The sequence below is a fragment of the Flavobacterium sp. 28YEA47A genome (assembly GCF_041262125.1).
Classification (GTDB): domain Bacteria; phylum Bacteroidota; class Bacteroidia; order Flavobacteriales; family Flavobacteriaceae; genus Flavobacterium.
The window spans coordinates 100,062-116,550 of record NZ_JBGCCI010000006.1 but is presented as its reverse complement, the minus strand read 5'-3'; the positions used below and the strand labels follow the sequence as shown (position 1 = coordinate 116,550).

Annotated in this window: 18 protein-coding genes and 1 other RNA gene; 14 read left to right on the top strand and 5 right to left on the bottom strand. The window is 37.2% G+C overall.

What is annotated here, in order from left to right; genetic code table 11:
* Nucleotides 1–17: 17 nt before the first annotated feature.
* Together ABH942_RS10365 and ABH942_RS10360 are read left to right on the top strand one after the other, a co-directional pair.
* Nucleotides 18–1,433, top strand: coding sequence for an efflux transporter outer membrane subunit (locus tag ABH942_RS10365; protein ID WP_370031692.1), 1,416 nt, complete (start codon nucleotides 18–20; stop codon nucleotides 1,431–1,433).
* A 123-nt stretch (nucleotides 1,434–1,556) separates the two neighbouring features.
* On the top strand, nucleotides 1,557–3,407 hold the full coding sequence (locus tag ABH942_RS10360; RefSeq protein ID WP_370031691.1) for a monovalent cation:proton antiporter-2 (CPA2) family protein: 1,851 nt from the start codon (nucleotides 1,557–1,559) through the stop codon (nucleotides 3,405–3,407).
* A 46-nt stretch (nucleotides 3,408–3,453) separates the two neighbouring features.
* Here the strand turns inward: ABH942_RS10360 and ABH942_RS10355 are convergent, their stop codons facing one another.
* Together ABH942_RS10355 and ABH942_RS10350 are read right to left on the bottom strand one after the other, a co-directional pair.
* Nucleotides 3,454–3,867, bottom strand: coding sequence for a DUF6691 family protein (locus ABH942_RS10355; RefSeq protein WP_370031689.1), 414 nt, complete (start codon nucleotides 3,865–3,867; stop codon nucleotides 3,454–3,456).
* Nucleotides 3,868–3,871: 4 nt separating this feature from the next.
* Nucleotides 3,872–4,429 (bottom strand): YeeE/YedE family protein, encoded by a 558-nt coding sequence (locus ABH942_RS10350; RefSeq protein ID WP_370031687.1) that lies wholly within the window; start codon nucleotides 4,427–4,429, stop codon nucleotides 3,872–3,874.
* 121 nt (nucleotides 4,430–4,550) lie between these two features.
* On the opposite strand from ABH942_RS10350, the gene ABH942_RS10345 reads away from it, so the two are divergent.
* The 10 genes from ABH942_RS10345 to creD all read left to right on the top strand — a co-directional run bounded on the left by ABH942_RS10345 (nucleotide 4,551) and on the right by creD (nucleotide 11,076).
* Nucleotides 4,551–5,024, top strand: coding sequence for a DUF4199 domain-containing protein (locus ABH942_RS10345; RefSeq protein WP_370031685.1), 474 nt, complete (start codon nucleotides 4,551–4,553; stop codon nucleotides 5,022–5,024).
* The gene (locus ABH942_RS10340; protein WP_370031683.1) at nucleotides 5,021–5,482 is read left to right on the top strand and encodes a 2-dehydro-3-deoxyphosphooctonate aldolase; all 462 of its coding nucleotides are present in this window, start codon (nucleotides 5,021–5,023) and stop codon (nucleotides 5,480–5,482) included. The genes ABH942_RS10345 and ABH942_RS10340 overlap by 4 nt, the downstream gene beginning before the upstream one ends.
* Nucleotides 5,483–5,657: 175 nt before the next feature.
* Nucleotides 5,658–6,476 carry a 3-deoxy-8-phosphooctulonate synthase gene (gene kdsA / locus ABH942_RS10335; protein ID WP_370031680.1) on the top strand — a complete coding sequence of 273 codons (819 nt, stop codon included), beginning with the start codon at nucleotides 5,658–5,660 and terminating at the stop codon, nucleotides 6,474–6,476.
* 35 nt (nucleotides 6,477–6,511) lie between these two features.
* A complete protein-coding gene (locus tag ABH942_RS10330) occupies nucleotides 6,512–7,357 on the top strand; it encodes a hypothetical protein (protein ID WP_370031925.1) in 846 nt (281 codons plus the stop codon).
* A 99-nt stretch (nucleotides 7,358–7,456) separates the two neighbouring features.
* On the top strand, nucleotides 7,457–8,080 hold the full coding sequence (locus ABH942_RS10325) for a hypothetical protein (protein WP_370031678.1): 624 nt from the start codon (nucleotides 7,457–7,459) through the stop codon (nucleotides 8,078–8,080).
* Entirely contained in the window at nucleotides 8,067–8,486 is a 420-nt protein-coding gene (locus ABH942_RS10320; protein ID WP_370031676.1) for a hypothetical protein, read from the top strand. The genes ABH942_RS10325 and ABH942_RS10320 overlap by 14 nt, the downstream gene beginning before the upstream one ends.
* A gap of 1 nt (nucleotide 8,487) precedes the next feature.
* Nucleotides 8,488–8,784, top strand: coding sequence for a transcriptional regulator (locus tag ABH942_RS10315; RefSeq protein WP_139998425.1), 297 nt, complete (start codon nucleotides 8,488–8,490; stop codon nucleotides 8,782–8,784).
* A gap of 52 nt (nucleotides 8,785–8,836) precedes the next feature.
* A complete protein-coding gene (locus ABH942_RS10310) occupies nucleotides 8,837–9,292 on the top strand; it encodes a Coq4 family protein (RefSeq protein ID WP_370031674.1) in 456 nt (151 codons plus the stop codon).
* Between the two features lie 2 nt (nucleotides 9,293–9,294).
* On the top strand, nucleotides 9,295–9,720 hold the full coding sequence (locus ABH942_RS10305) for a cytochrome c oxidase assembly factor Coa1 family protein (protein WP_370031672.1): 426 nt from the start codon (nucleotides 9,295–9,297) through the stop codon (nucleotides 9,718–9,720).
* A gap of 30 nt (nucleotides 9,721–9,750) precedes the next feature.
* Complete coding sequence (creD, locus tag ABH942_RS10300) at nucleotides 9,751–11,076, top strand: cell envelope integrity protein CreD (protein ID WP_370031670.1); 1,326 nt, start codon at nucleotides 9,751–9,753, stop codon at nucleotides 11,074–11,076.
* Nucleotides 11,077–11,200: 124 nt separating this feature from the next.
* Here creD and ABH942_RS10295 read toward each other — a convergent pair whose 3' ends face one another.
* Both ABH942_RS10295 and ABH942_RS10290 read right to left on the bottom strand, forming a co-directional pair.
* Nucleotides 11,201–11,581, bottom strand: a complete 381-nt coding sequence (locus ABH942_RS10295) for a hypothetical protein (RefSeq protein ID WP_370031668.1) — start codon at nucleotides 11,579–11,581, stop codon at nucleotides 11,201–11,203.
* Between the two features lie 90 nt (nucleotides 11,582–11,671).
* Nucleotides 11,672–12,874: an NAD(P)-dependent oxidoreductase gene (locus ABH942_RS10290; RefSeq protein ID WP_370031666.1), complete on the bottom strand. Its 1,203-nt coding sequence runs from the start codon at nucleotides 12,872–12,874 to the stop codon at nucleotides 11,672–11,674.
* Nucleotides 12,875–13,185: 311 nt separating this feature from the next.
* On the opposite strand from ABH942_RS10290, the gene ABH942_RS10285 reads away from it, so the two are divergent.
* Nucleotides 13,186–14,382 (top strand): serine hydrolase domain-containing protein, encoded by a 1,197-nt coding sequence (locus tag ABH942_RS10285; RefSeq protein ID WP_370031665.1) that lies wholly within the window; start codon nucleotides 13,186–13,188, stop codon nucleotides 14,380–14,382.
* A 78-nt stretch (nucleotides 14,383–14,460) separates the two neighbouring features.
* Nucleotides 14,461–14,857, top strand: a transfer-messenger RNA (tmRNA) gene (gene ssrA, locus ABH942_RS10280).
* Nucleotides 14,858–15,131: 274 nt separating this feature from the next.
* Here ssrA and ABH942_RS10275 read toward each other — a convergent pair.
* Nucleotides 15,132–15,830, bottom strand: coding sequence for a hypothetical protein (locus tag ABH942_RS10275; RefSeq protein ID WP_370031663.1), 699 nt, complete (start codon nucleotides 15,828–15,830; stop codon nucleotides 15,132–15,134).
* Between the last annotated feature and the right edge of the window lie 659 nt (nucleotides 15,831–16,489).

Genomic DNA, 16,489 nt, shown 5'->3' with positions numbered 1-16,489 from the left:
AATGTTGAAAAACTAAAATGAAAAAAAACATCAATAAATATATAGCTGTATTGGTATTGATTACCACATTTACAGCATGTAAAGTTTCGAAAGACGTCGAGGCTCCAAAAGATGCCTTACCCGAAAGTTTCAGGAATACAGCTTCTCAGGACACTACAAGCATTGCCGATTTGAGCTGGAAAGAATTTTTTACAGAACCATCGCTCCAGAAACTCATAGACAGTGCCATCGTCAGAAACAATGACCTGCTCATAGCTCAAAAAAATATTGAGGCTGCACAATGGCAACTGACACAGTCTAAATGGGGAAATGTTCCTAAACTTGACTTTCAGGCTACAGCTACCTCTACCCGACTGTCTGACAACAGCTTGAACGGATTGAGCACCAATACATTTTTGAGAAGAAAACATATCGAAGATTACAATGCTGCGCTCAACCTTTCATGGGAAGCAGACATTTGGGGGAAAATCCGAAGCCGGAAGAAAAATGCTTTGGCGGAATACCTGCAATCTGAAGAAGCAAAAAAAGCATTGCAAACTACTATTGTGGCTAATGTTTCTAACGGATTCTATAACCTTCTGATGCTGGATGCTCAATTGGAAATTGCCAGAAAAAACCTTGCGCTAAATGACAGTACGCTGTTTGTCATCAACCTGCAGTTTGAGTCCGGACAGGTAACTTCTTTAGCAAAACAACAAGCCGAAGCACAGCAATCTGTGGCAGCTCAGCTTATCCCTGAATTAGAACAGGCTATCGCCTTGCAGGAAAATGCACTAAGTGTTATCACAGGAAGTTTTCCTAGTGCTAAAGAAAGAAACACTACGTTGGAAACTATAGCTTTAAAAGAAAACCCATCTGCCGGTATTCCTTCCGCACTGGTAAGCAGAAGACCTGATGTTAAAAATGCAGAACTGGCATTACAAGCTGCAAACGCAAAAGTTGGCATCGCAAAAGCCTCTCTTTACCCAAGCCTGAATATTACGGCTGCTGGTGGACTTACCTCTTTCAAATCAAGCAACTGGTTTAACACTCCGGCCTCATTGTTTGGAATGGTAGCCGGAAGCATTGCTCAGCCTTTGTTAAACGGAAGAAGCCTTAAAGCGCAATACGAAATCTCAAAAATTGAAAGAGAAAAAACCGTACTTAGCTTTAGACAGGCGGTTCTTGTAGCTGTTGGCGAAGTATCTGATGCGCTTGTAAAAGTTGAAAAACTGAAAGAACAACAATCTATAGCTGCCGGTCGTGTCGCTACTTTGCAAAAAGCAGTAAAAAATGCGGACATGCTTTTCAAAAGCGGAATGGCAACTTACCTTGAAGTTATCGTGGCACAAGGAAATCTGCTCCAAAGTGAGTTGGAACTTGCCACATTAAAACGCACTAGCCTTGATGCCGACGTTGAGCTTTATCGCTCATTAGGCGGCGGCTGGAAATAACGGCTACCCATGGCCTTTTGAAATCAATTGTCTGGAAATCAATTCAGGCAGTTGATTTTTTTTATTTCCAAAAACTAAAATCTTTTTCAAAATAGCTATTTTTATAAACAGTAAATGAATTATATGCAGGACACTTTCTTCTTTCAGGCAATGATCTATTTGGCCGGAGCTGTAATTATGGTTCCAATTGCCAAACGACTTGGCTTGGGTTCCGTGTTGGGATATCTCCTGGCAGGAATCATCATTGGTCCCGCCTTTTTAGGTCTCATTGGAACCAAAGGACATGACATTATGCATTTCGCTGAATTTGGCGTTGTCATGATGCTGTTCGTTATCGGGCTGGAACTCGAACCCGAACGTCTCTGGAGAATGCGGAAAAAAATAGCCGGTATGGGAGGCATACAGGTTGCAGGAACCACACTCGTGCTCACAGCCATTGCACTCGCTTTTGGATTGGACTGGAAAACAGCTTTAGTATTGGGAATGATAATCTCTATGTCGTCAACCGCCATAGTCATGCAAACCCTTAACGAAAAAGGCTGGATAAAAACGGTAGCCGGCAGAAGTTCCTTTGCCGTATTACTTTTTCAGGATATCGCTATTATACCCATGCTCGCCTTGTTGCCGTTGCTCGCCAGTAAAGAATTACAACAGGCAGCGATAACTGCGCATCCAACATTAATGGATGGTTTTTCGAAGTGGTTACAAGCCCTTTTTGTACTTTCTTCCATAGCTGTAGTGTTACTTTCCGGTAAATATCTTTTACGTCCTATTTTTCATGCTATGGCAAAAACAAAACTCAGTGAAATGTTTACCGCAATGGCATTGCTTGTGGTAGTGGGTATTGCCGTACTGATGACTTCCGTGGGATTAAGCCCGGCATTAGGTGCTTTTTTAGCCGGAGTTATGTTGGCCAATAGCGAATACAAACACCAACTCGAAATTGCCATCGACCCGTTCAAAGGTTTACTTCTGGGACTTTTCTTTATTTCTGTAGGCAGTTCAATAGACTTTCAGCTTCTGCTGTCAAAGCCTTGGTTTATTATGGGACTTGTGTTAGGTATCATTACAATCAAGATTATAGTACTGTATCTTTTGGGGAAATTTTTTAAAATTGGATATACCCAAAACTTTATTTTTAGTTTCGGCCTTAGCCAAGTAGGAGAATTCGCCTTTGTACTTCTGAGTTTCTCTTTGCAGGAAAACATACTCAGCAAAGAAATTACAGACCTAATGATGGCCGTTACTGCTTTAAGCATGGCTTTTACGCCTTTGCTGATGATGTTCAATGAAAAAGTACTGATGAAATCAAAATGTTCGATGATTGGAAGCGAAGAAGAACCCGAAAGCGATGTTGACTCTGAAAGCAATCCGGTTATTATAGCCGGTTATGGTCATTTTGGAAATACCGTAGGACGATTTCTCAGAGCCAACAACATACAAGCTACTGTACTCGACAATAACAGCGACAACGTAAATACACTGAGGAAACTCGGTTTCAAGGTCTATTATGGTGATGCTTCACGACACGATCTTTTGGAAATTGCAGGAGCCGGCAGGGCGCAGATCATTATTATCGCCATTGGCAATCGCGAAAAAAGAATGGAAATGATTGAAATGGTCAAAAAACACTTTCCCAATCTTTACATACTGGTACGTTCTGAAAACAGAGACGATGCCTATGACCAGATGAATGCCGGTATTATGCACATTTACAGAGAAACTCTTGACACCAGTCTGCGTGTAGGCATAGATGTTATGAAATTACTGGGACATAATACTCATGAAGCTACGCGTTCTGCCAGAACCTTTTTCACACATGATGAAAAAACGCTAAAGTACCTCGCCAGTATCCGCAATCAGGACGAATATATCAGCGCCGTACGCGAAAAAATCGAAGAACTCGAACGTGTGATTTTGGCTGACCGAGAAGCTATGTCACTTGAAAACGCTGAAAAATCAATGCTCACATAAAAAAAGCCCCAGAAATTTCTGGGGCTTTTTTATACGTTTTAATCAATTAATGAGGCAGCTTGTCTTTTAATAAACCGTATAGAAACGTACCAATCAAGGCTCCTAAAAATACGATACCGATGCTGTAAAAACCAGCTCCAATCAAGATAAAGATAGGTCCCGGACAAGTTCCAATCATCCCCCAGCCTAATCCGAAAATTGTTCCTCCAATGATATAATTCTTAAACCCTTTTTCTTTATCTGCAATCTGGATCTGCTTGCCATCAAGCCCTACCACTTTATTTCTTTTATAAATCTGAATACCTACAACACCTACCGCAATAGCCGTCATGATAATTCCAAACATATGGAAAGATTCAAACTGGAACATCTCATAAATACGGTACCATGATACCGCTTCAGATTTAGTCAATACAATCCCGAAAAGGATTCCTACAAGTAAATATTTTATAAATTTCATCGTCTTAAAAAATCAAAGGAAGTAAAAAATGAGCCGCAATTAATCCACCAACAAAAAATCCGATAACCGCAATCAATGATGGTAATTGTAAGTTACTCATTCCTGTAATCGCATGGCCAGAAGTACATCCGCCAGCATATCTTGAACCAAAACCTACTAAAAGGCCACCAAACAACAGGAATCCGAATATTTTTGGAGTAAAAACATTTTCTCCTGAAGTAAACAATTCCGGAAGCAATTTTCCATTAGGCGCATCGATATTCATCTCTTGCAATTTAGCTACCGTAGCCGGATTTAAATTCACTCCGGAACCATCGCTTAAAAAATGTACGGCTATAAAACCACCAATCATGGCTCCAAGTACAACTACCAGATTCCAACGCTGGGATTTCCAGTCGAATCTGAAAAAATCAGAAAATTTTCCAGCTCCGGAAATGGAACATAGCGTACGAAGATTGGATGACATTCCGAATGTCTTTCCAAAATAAATCAAAATAAGCATTATCATTCCAATTAAAAAACCGGAAATATACCAAGGCCAAGTGCCATAAAAACTGTACATAGCTAAAAATTATTTGCACAAAAATAGACATTCGCTCCCATACCTCCATAATATTCCCATTTAAAATATAGCCCAATTAAAATAATCACTTAATTTTGGGTCAGAATTACACTTACCTATAATGAAAAAATTTGCGATTGAAATCAAATGGGGCATCAGATACATTTTTTGCTATCTGGCATGGGCCATTCTTGAAAAAACTTTAGGCATTTACGGAGAAAACATGAGCTTTTATATGCTATCCTCTCTGTTTTTTTACATTTTTGCCGGACTTATCTATTCTTTGGCGCTAAGAGAAAAAAAGACACATTATTTCAATGGAAATATGGACTGGAAACAAGGCTGTGCTACAGGACTTTATATGACTATTGTTATAGCCTTATTAATGCCTTTGGCGCAAGCTTCGCTCCACGAATTAATTGCTCCTGAGTTTTTTGAAAACATGATTAATGCCTCTAAAGATAAAGAAGCAGCGGCAAACTATTTTAATCTGAAAAGCTATATCATACAGAGCATCTTTTTTACGTTATCTATTGGAATGGTAATTTCGGCTATCGTGGCCTATTTTGTCCAAACAAAAAAGCAAACGAAATGAAAATCAAAACCCTAATCCTGGTCTTGTTTACAGGAATTCTTGCTGTTTCCTGTATTAGTACGCGTTCCACCATCAAGAACATTGATAACAACGCACCTGAACCTATCATTACAAAAAATGGCTGGTTTTTGCTTACGGAATTCAGCAAGGATAAAAAATACGGTTACGACAAAGACTACCCAATTAATGTGTATTACCGCAGTGTAGCGGATGAAGATATTAACCCAAAACGCTTTCTGGATGCCCTGACCGGGCCAAAAGGCGAAACCATAACTTATAAAAAAGTAGAGAGCTGTTGCCCTTTCCCGACTAAAAGGAATGATATGGGAGCCGGATTATTAGATGTGTATGAAATCACCTGGCCCGGACTTTCAAAACCTATCCGCCTCTATTTTAATATCTTCGAAAAAGGATATCTTTTTGTTCCAAAAGGATTTGGACTAAAGAAAAATGAATAAAACGAAAAGCACGAATCAGAATATTGAATTCGTGTTTTTTTATGCCCAAAAACAGGTGTCCAAAAAAAGAAAAAAGAAAACTGATAAATCCCTGTGTTTTTGCTTCTTAAACTTTTAACAGAAATTATCTTTCGATTGATATAATTTGTAAATTTGCGCTTTCAAAAAACAACATATGAATCTACTAGATATACCAAAAATAAAGCATCTTGACAGTAATAACTTTTTCCTTTTAGCTGGCCCTTGTGCCATCGAAGGTGAAGAAATGGCTCTTAAAATTGCTGAGCGACTTGTTGAAGTTACTAACAAGCTAGAAATTCCTTACGTTTTCAAAGGTTCTTTCAAAAAAGCCAACCGTTCCAGAATAGACAGTTTCTCTGGAATTGGTGATGAAAAAGCTCTGAAAATCTTACGAAAAGTTTCTGAAACTTTTGATGTTCCAACTGTTACTGACATCCATACCAACGAAGATGCAGCTATGGCTGCAGAATATGTTGACGTGCTTCAGATTCCTGCCTTTTTGGTTCGCCAAACCGACCTTGTTGTTGCGGCTGCCAATACAGGAAAGACCGTAAACCTGAAAAAAGGACAATTCATGAGTCCGGAAAGCATGAAGCATGCCGTACAAAAAGTATTGGACTGCAATAACCAAAAAGTAATGGTAACTGACAGAGGAACCATGTTTGGATATCAGGACATGATTGTTGACTATCGTGGTATTCCTACAATGCAACAATATGCTACAACAGTTCTTGACGTAACCCACTCTTTGCAACAGCCAAACCAGACTGCTGGTGTAACCGGTGGAAGACCTGATATGATTGAAACCGTTGCCAAAGCAGGAATTGCCGTTGGTGTTGACGGAATCTTTATAGAAACTCATTTCGATCCCGCAAATGCAAAAAGTGATGGGGCGAACATGTTGGACTTGAAATATTTCGAAGGACTTATGACAAAACTGGTAGCTATCAGAAAAACCGTAAATAATTTTTAATATAAATATTCCTTATTTTGAAACATCCATTACTAATGGGTGTACTAACTTTTTTTTGTGCTTTTTCACAGTACACCTTTGCCCAAGAATTGGCACCGAGTCCTGAAAAATACACTGCTCACAACAAAGGAAAATTCTTTATCTATTGGGGTGGCAACAGAGAATCATATACAAAATCAGACATTACCTTCAAGGGCGATGGATACAATTTCACAGTAAACGATGTGAAAGCGCATGACAAGCCTAAAGGGTACCATTTAGATTATGTGAACCCGGGTAGAATGACCATCCCACAAACAAACCTTAGGATTGGTTATTTTATCAGCGACCATTACAACGTTTCGATTGGTGTTGACCACATGAAATATGTAATGACACAGGGCCAAACCGCCAACGTTACAGGAGAAATCAACCTTCCAGCATCAGAAGCCGGGGCAATACACAACGGTACGTATAACAATACACCAACTGTAATGTCTGAGGACTTTCTAAAATTTGAACATACGGACGGACTTAACTACGTGCATGCACAAATCAACCGAGTAGATGATATTTCTAAGCTCTTCAGAATCTGGAATACAGACAAGATCCAGATTAACCTGACAGAAGGTATTGGCGGCGGACTTCTATATCCAAAAACCAATGCAACCTTGCTAAGCAAAAAAAGACATGATGATTTTCACATTTCCGGATATGGAGTATCAGCTCAGGTAGGTTTAAACGTAACCTTCTTCAAGCACTTTTTTATTCAGGGCGAATTAAAAGGAGGTTATATTGACATGCAAGATATCAAGACTACATCAAGCAATGCCGATAGCGCTTCACAGCACTTCGGGTTCTTCCAAAGAATCATTACCGTAGGTGGAATCTTCAGGCTTTAGGCTTTAAAAAAAATAATTTGCAATCCCTCGAAAATTTCGGGGGATTTTTTTTGTCATTTCATTTTTATTATTTTACTTTGTTATTCAAAGTACTTTTATATGGAGACAAACAAATATCTTAATGACATTTCAGAAATCAAGAACATGATGAACCGTTCTTCAAGATTTATTTCCTTGAGCGGCCTGTCCGGAGTCTTGGCTGGAGTCTATTCCCTGATTGGTGCCTGGCTGGCTTATCAAACCATCTATAGCGATTCGACTCCATTAGGTACTTATAAAAACCTTGTCGTTAGAGAAAATTCCATGATGAGGCTTTTTTCTATTGCCATAATCGTTATAGTCCTCTCCATCATAACAGGAATTACATTAAGTATCAAAAAAGCAAAAAAGGAAAACGAAAAAATCTGGGATGCGTCTTCTAAAAGATTGCTGATTAATTTTGCAATTCCTTTAGCAACCGGAGGTTTTTTCGTGCTGTTTCTGATTGAAAAGGAAGTGTATGGATTTGTGGCTCCTGTAACGCTAATTTTTTATGGGCTTGCCTGTGTCAATGCCAGTAAATACACATTGGGAGATATTCGTTATTTGGGTATAACACTGATTATATTAGGTCTGGTTTCCTCCTATTTTATTGGATATGGATTGTTATTTTGGGCATTAGGCTTTGGTGTCTGCCATATTTTTTACGGCTTCAAGTTGTATTTTAAGCATGAAAAAAATTAAATTTATATTTAAAGCCTTACAAATAGTATCTTTGGCGGCACTGCTTTCATGCGGAGGAACCTGGGAAAATGGAGATGCTGTTTGGGAAAAAACATTTAATGCAGAAAAGCCAAAAGAGATAATCCTATTGAATTCAAAAATTTGGGTTTCATCACATTGGAGCTACGAATTTCAGTCGTTTATGGAAATAAAATCCAATAAAAAACTGATGGATGCCTTTGAGAAACAATATGAATTAAAGAACAGTTCGGATTTTCAGGTCGTAGAAATAACCGAAAAACCGTCGTGGTTCACGCCTAAAACAGAAGACCATTATATCATTAAAGAAAGTAATCTGTATAATGATTTCAAGATTTTTATTGATAAGGAAACAAAGAATGTATTTATAACCTGTTCACAATTATAATTTGAAAAATATCATCCAAAATATAAACAAAGCATTCGACCACAGAATCAGGCTCGGGATCATGTCTGTATTGATGGTAAATGAATCTGCTGACTTCAATATGCTGAAAGAGCTTTTGGGTGTAACCGACGGTAACTTGGCAAGCCACACCAAAGCATTGGAATCCGAAAATTATATTTCTATTGAAAAGCAATTTATTGGCAAAAAACCAAATACCCGCTACATCGCTACAAAAGAAGGCAAGAAAGCCTTTAAAGAGCATATCGATGCCCTTGAAAAACTAATCCAAAAAAGCTAAGATTTTTTTTATCCATTAACTTTGAAATACAAAGTACTTTTAAAAATAAAATATGAGAGATTTATTTATCGAAAAGCTATACGACATGAGCAAAAAACCATACCAAAAATATTTTAAAAAGAATGCGCCCTGGAAGATCACCAAAGAAGAGTTGCTCCTTATGCCTTATGAAACCTTAGGGTTCCATTTAGGCAGTTTTCTTACCCGATATAATTTCGATATGCAATCCAAACTCGAAGACCATGATGTTTTTCATGTCCTCACCAAAACGGGAGTTACAGTTCCTGAAGAAATAGGCATGCAGTATTTTTTATTTGGAAACGGCAAACGGAGCTTGTATCTGTATATGGTAATGGCTACCGGAACTCTTTTCTATCCTGACCAGCTAGGGTATTTTAAGAAACAGTATAAAAGAGGCCAAAACGCTTTGTCTTTTCATAATCTCGACTATTCCAAAATGCTTACGATTCCCCTGACAACAATCCGAAATACTTTTAAAATCAAATAATTATGAAAAACAAGATCAATTTAAAAAGCTGGTGGCAAATAAATTACAGATGGTTCCTTTCATTATCCGCCTTTATTATAGCCTGCCTGATATTGGCCTATGCCATAAGTCAAGGTAGTTTTAAGGATATGGCACAGGCTTATGCTGATCCTGTCCTATTTCAAAAAGCCATAACCGAAGCAAACAAAAACGATGAAGTAATTCAAATCCTCGGAACCCTGGAGCCTTTGGATAACATGGCGATTCTTGAAGGGAATACGAGATATTCCAACGACAACAAAGCGATTGAAGCCACCGTAAGAGTTACCGGAAAAAAGGCCAAAGGGAAAATGGATATTTCTGCCCAAAAAATTGGTTCTGAATGGAAGTATGAAGGCATTAAAATCCGGGTTCATGAAACCAAACAAGAAATCATTATCAGGAAATAACAACTAATTAATAACCTAAAAAATCATATCATGAAAAACGAGATTCCTATTCTCCAATCGACTACAGCCAAGCTAATTATGATAGGCCTGCTTACTATTGTCCTTTTAGTTCCTTTGACATTTGTTCAGGATCTTATTACCGAACGTTCTTTACGCAAACAGGAAGTCATTTCTGAGATTACTGCAAAATGGGGCGACAGCGTCCTGCTTTATGGTCCAATAATTAAAATTCCTTACAGGGTTAATTATCCCATAAAAAATTCAACCGAAACAATGTCTGAAATCGAATATGCCTATTTTTTTCCTGAGCAGCTTGAAGGACATATTGATGTGAATACGACCGAGAAAAAAAGAAATAATTATGAAGCTGTAGTTTTTAGTTCGGCTATGAAATTTAATGGAACTTTTAGTAAGCCTGATTTCAGCTCGAAAGGTATCGCACCTGAAAACATCCAATGGGATAAGGCTTCCTTATTGATTAAAGCAAACAATCTCAAAAGCATAAAAGACGGTATGAAAATAAAACTGGGAGAAAAAGTAATGGCTTTTGAAACGGCCACAAATGATCCGGTAACATCCGTTTCAACTTTAGAAACGCCCAGCTTCTCTATTTCTGAGGTTTTTATAGACGAGAAACTTGCTTTTAATTTTGATGTTTCTTATGATGGAAGCCAGGAATTAAAAATTGTTCCTATCGGAAAAACAACTTCTGTAAGCATGAAATCCAATTGGAAAACTCCAAAATTTACAGGCTATTTTTTACCTGGCGGGAGTGAGAAAAAGTCTGATAATACAGGTTTTGAAGCCAGCTGGAAAGTCCTTGACTTTAACAGGCCTTTTGCACAACACTATTTTGGAGATTTTCCGGAGCTGAAAGATTATTCCTTTGGAGTTGATTTTATAATTCCTGTTGACGAATACCAAAAGAACGAACGGGCTTCAAAATATGGCTTTTTAGTAATCGGGTTGACGTTTCTTGTCTTTTTTGTTATCCAATCTATTAGTAAAATCAGCATCCATATTTTCAATTATACCATGATTGGGCTGGCTTTGGTTATGTTTTATACGCTTCTGATATCCATTACGGAGCATAGCAGCTTTTTGAAAGCCTATTTAATTGCCGGAATTTCTGTCGTCCTGATGATTTCGCTGTATTCCGTTTCGATCTTAAAGAGTAAAAAATTCGCTGTCTTTATTGGCCTTTCTCTAACAGCGCTCTACACCTTTATTTTTGTTATCATTCAGCTAGAAAATTATGCGCTTTTAGCAGGCAGTGTCGGGCTTTTTATTATCCTGGGACTTGTGATGTATTTTTCCAGAAAAATTGATTGGAATGCGATAAAAGAAGAAAACTAATCTATAGTATAACTAAAAGGTCTGACGAGTGTCAGACCTTTTTTCTTTATAAACTTTGCGGCTTAGCGCCTTTGCGAGCCTATTTCACGCAAAGACGCTAAGCCGCAAAGTTTTGAATGCTGTTTTACTTCTCTAACTCCCGAACAGTAATATAATTATCATCCTCCATTTTCCATGAATTCCCTTTTACTTTGATGGTTTCGCCAATCGCTACAGAACGATACTGTTTTGGATCTTTCAAATTAGGAATACTGATTGTGGCATAATAAATCTTTCCATCTTCCGCAGTCAGGATAGCCGTGTAGCCATCTTTTCCTCTGTTGATTTCATTGACTTTACCTTGCACAGCAATCGTATCATTCTTTTCTTCTTTTCCTTCTTCCGGAGTCCTGATTTTTACCACTTCAGTTCCGTCTTCCTTAATTGTTGCCTGTTTGTTGGAGTTACAACTGGAAATAGCTAGTACTGTTCCAAATACCAATGCTTTTAAAAATTGTCTTTTCATAGTGATTATAATTTTCATAAAGATAAAAATAGCATTGCTTAAAAAGACAAAACAAGACATAAAAAAGCCCCGATAATTCGAGGCCAGATTTTATTTACCGTCAACAAACGGCTGTAAGTATTCAAATTTTTTAGTCAGTTTTCCTTTTTCGGTTATTTTGGCGCGTTGCAATATGCCATCTTTGTCGCCATTAAAAAAGGCCGGGATAACGTGCTCCATGAACATTTCGCCAAAACCTTCACTGGCATCTTTTGGCAATTCACAAGGCAGATTATCAACCGCCATAACCACTATTGCTGCCGGGTGAAAAATCTCAACTTCCTTGTGTTCACTTGGCAAATAACCATACAACGGTTCTGCTATTGTCGAAGCCTTGATAGTTGATGCAATTGGGCCGTCTACATCACAAGAAATATCCGCTATGATTTTGATTTTATTGTCTTTTGAGTTGAGCATTTCCCTTGTCAGGATTACCGGAGCGCCATTACCGTAGAAATGTCCGGCCATAAAAATATCCGCAACTTGTGAAAAACGCTCAAAATCTGAGGTATAGTCTTGCGGATTATTATAAAAATCTTCTTTGTCGATAACGGTTCCGTCCATTCGCTTGTTGTAATCCAGTACATCAATCTGGGTATAGACAGGTTCTGTATATTTCTTGGCTAAAAAGTTTTCGGGCGTTACTTCCTTAATTTTCATTCCGTCAAGAATTTCCTTTGCGCCCATCCCTACTTTTCCATGTCCGGTCAAAACAATCTTAATTGGAGGAAGGATTTGTCGCTTCAATCGTGCAACCAAATCACTTTTGCCTGAAAGCGTTTCTGCTTTTGGCAGATTAAACAGCTCAAACTTAATCCCGAACGCTCTTATTCCGTTATAGGCTCCAACAATTCCGGCATATCTGCCAAAACCGATAAGTCGTCTATTTTCGGAATCCACTATGGTTTCATGGTCATACAAATCAATATTCTTTTCCAGAATAGCTTGCAGCAGCTTGCGGTTGTGTGGCTGTTTTTTTATGGTATGTGAAAAGAAAAAATATTTTTTTTCAGGAATCAATGCATCAATCGGAACTTCTTTTACTCCAAAAAACACGTCAGAATCTGAAATATCCTCCGTTACTTGCAAGCCTTGCGACCTGTATTCGTCATCGCTGAAGATTCTGATATCTGAACTTTCAACTTTTAGTTCTACTTCCGGGTGTTCTTTTAGTAATCTTGAGGCTTCTTCTGGGGTAAATACAACCCTTCTGTCGGGCGGGTTTTTTCTTTCCTTAATAATTCCGAATTTCATAATAGTTTTTAAAAAATAAAGGGTGGTGTTTCGGTTAATTTTCGAAATGATTGAGAGTATTGCAATATTTTAACAAAATCACTTCTTTAATTATAACTTTATAACTACAACGTTATAATTTGTTCCAAATATAACATTAACCTCTAAGCCTTCCAAAATTTTTATCCATAAATATTTTATATATTTTCTCATTTAGCGCAGGAAAATGTTAAAGGAAGAATATGACACAATAAGTTACTTTTTATTTTGTTAAAATAGAAACCACAATGTGCCTGTTTTTCTATATTTGCTACCCAACCATTATAATTGCAATGACATTTTCAAAATATATATATCCTTTACTTGCTTCGGCATTGTTGTTTACATCATGCCAGGAAAAAAATAAACAGATTGCCTCTAACGAACCAACCGAAAATAATACAGATGCTCTTTCACCTTACAGCATAAAATCAAAAAAACTTCCGGCCAGCTATGTCAATTCAAAACAGGAAAGCCTGGAAAAGTTTTATGAAAAAAACTGGCCTAACAACTCCATGAATGGTGGTTTTCTGGTAGCTAAGAACGGACAGATTATTTTCGAAAAGTATGAAGGGAAATCCAATTTTTCAAAAAACGAAGACATTGATGCGAACACTCCGCTACATATCGCTTCCGTTTCCAAAGTATTGACAGCTACAGCTATCCTGAGACTTATAGACCGGGAAAAATTACATCTGGAAGACAAGGTCAATTCTATTCTTCCTAAATTTCCTTATGATGAAATTACCATCAAGATGCTATTGAGTCACAGGAGCGGCTTGCCTAATTATGCTTATTTTGCAGATGATGCTAAAGTCTGGAACCGCTCAAAAATGCTTCATAACCAGGATATTCTTGATTTACTGGCACAACATAAATTTGGATTGTATTTCAAGCCTGACAGAAAATTTGGCTACTGCAATACCAATTATGCGATCCTGGCATTGGTAATCGAAAAGATTACAGGAAAAAATTACCGTGAGGCAATGAAAGAAATGATTTTTGAGCCGCTTGGTATGAAAAACACCTATGTATACGATTATTCAAAAGATAAAGAAACGGCAAGTCTTTCTTATAAGGGCAACAAAGTACTTTATGAACTGAATCATCTGGATGATGTATATGGCGACAAAAATATCTATTCTACGCCACGCGACCTGCTCAAATTTGACATGGCTACCTATTCTGACAAGTTCCTGAATCCGGTACTGGTTAGTGAAGCGTTCAAAGGGTACAGCTATGAACATCGCGGCACCAAAAATTATGGACTTGGTATCCGTATGCTGGAATGGGAAACCGGCGAACAGTTATTTTACCATAACGGATGGTGGCATGGAAATACGTCATCCTATGTAAAACTGAAAAAAGACACGGTGGCACTCTTTGCCATTTCAAACAAATACACTCTAAAGACCTATAAAATCTGGAAATTGGCGCCTCTTTTTGGTACTTATCCGATTAAACTTGACAAAGACGACGTAATCAATTAACGGAAATTGGAAATGTAGTTTTTTTGACTACTTTTGCGGTATGTTTTTTGCTTTATAGCAGAGTTCTTAAACATAATGGGGGTCGACTGGTTTTGACAGCGAGTCGAATTGAAAAGTAAGCACGTCGAGAACTGGGACAATTCTCGTTACTAAATGGTCCTACACTTTTACACGGCGAAAATAATTACGCTTTAGCTGCTTAATCCGAATTATAGTACGATTTGCCTAGTTCCTGCAAGGCAGGAAAGCTAGATTCTCCTTGAAAGCCTTGGTTTGTGGCGTTCTTAAAAGGGGAACCGTAAAAATAAACCTAGAAACAGTTAAGCTTCGGGGCTGTTTTGACAACTAAGAAGATAAGTGTTGTGTGGCTGTTCCTGGCCTCGCACAATGACGAAAATTCAATCAGGAACTAAACGTGTAGAAAGCCTTTTGGTTGCTTGTTTGGACGGGAGTTCGACTCTCCCCGACTCCACAGTGTACTTTAAACTAACATGGTTCTGGTTTTAGTAAAAAAATTGAATACAGCATAAAGCCTGCAATTATCACAATTGCAGGCTTTGTCATTTTTAATTGGTAACAAGCAAACTTTACAAAAAAACACAGAAACTTTGTAGCAAAATACTGGCATCATCAATGACATCATTATCATGAATAATAGAAGGAAGTATCTGTTTTTTACAAGCGATAAGATGCTTTCTGAAAATTTGCCAAAGATTTGCTATAACGCCAAATCGCTGTTAGTAGCAGCTTTAGTAATACTTAACTCCGCTCTCAATATACTTTCCATTGATTAATTTTCGATGATACTCAACTTCAGGATTAAGTGAATCAAGTGTGCTGAATCTGATATTTTCTTCTTTTAAAATGATTTGGTCATTTTTCCAAAAATAGGTTTCAGAGTGAAATTCCTGAAGAGCTACTCTCCATTCTGAATAAACTTCTTTTTTATTTTTGTCAAAACCAACATTATAGATACTGTCCAGGGATTTAATGTGTTTATATTTTTTAAAATTCTTTTTATATACCCAATAACTATGTGATGAATTATATAACCCTTTGTAATTTATGAGGCTAATGTCATCAAAACCATCAAAATTAATATCTTTGTCTACTGATAAACAATATTCTGTTTCCCAATCTGATAAAAAAGATTCATTTTTTAATTTAATTTTCTGAATAGTTTTATCCGATTTGTTTTGTATTATGATTGAATCAAAAAAAACATATTTATTCTGGTCTTTAGAATAGAACAGATTAACAAAACTCTCACGATTCTCATTTTTTATAACATAAACGGAATCATTCACTTTATTCTTAAAATCACTTTCTAATTCTGTAGTATCTTTTTTACTTATTACCTCGTTTGTTTTAATAATTGCATTTTCATCATACTTTTTAGTACAGCTAATTAAAAAAAAGAATAAGATAAGATATTTAATTGGAGCCATTTTACGATTTTTTCAAAAGTTGTTGCTAACATTCCGCAGCTTAGCGGTGGTGGCATAAAATTATTACAAAAGTTTCTAAGCACAAAAAGTTTCTAGTGTAAGAATTACTGGTTATTGCGCAAAACGACTGTTAGCATATTCTTTATTTATCTTCTAATGTTAATCAAAATGGTTGTTTGGTTTTATACAACATAAAGCCTGCAATTGTGATAATTGCAGGCTTTATTATTTTTAATTGGCAACAAACAAAATTTATAAAAATGTAAAAGAAGTTTGTGGCGTATCAAGCAGTGAATTTGCTACCTTTTTATCATAAAAAATCTGCTTCACGTTCGCTGATCTGGGCAGTGCCATTCTTTTCGCATTCCGATGCGATTAACTCGTTAATAGATTCTCCCAACTGAGAGTTTTGAGGGATTGATATTCATCCAGCATCAGACCTATATATTGCATGAGATCGTCCTTATGAGCTGTTTTTGCATTCTGAGACGAAAGGAAATCCTTTATCTGTGTTACAAGACTTTCAATATCTTCAATCTCGCTGTTTGTGTTTTCATCAGGACGATCATCAACGATGTCTTTGTCGATTACTACATCTTCATAAGCTGTATCAAGATCAAAACGATCATATGCAACCTTGCGGCTATTGAATATCTTTT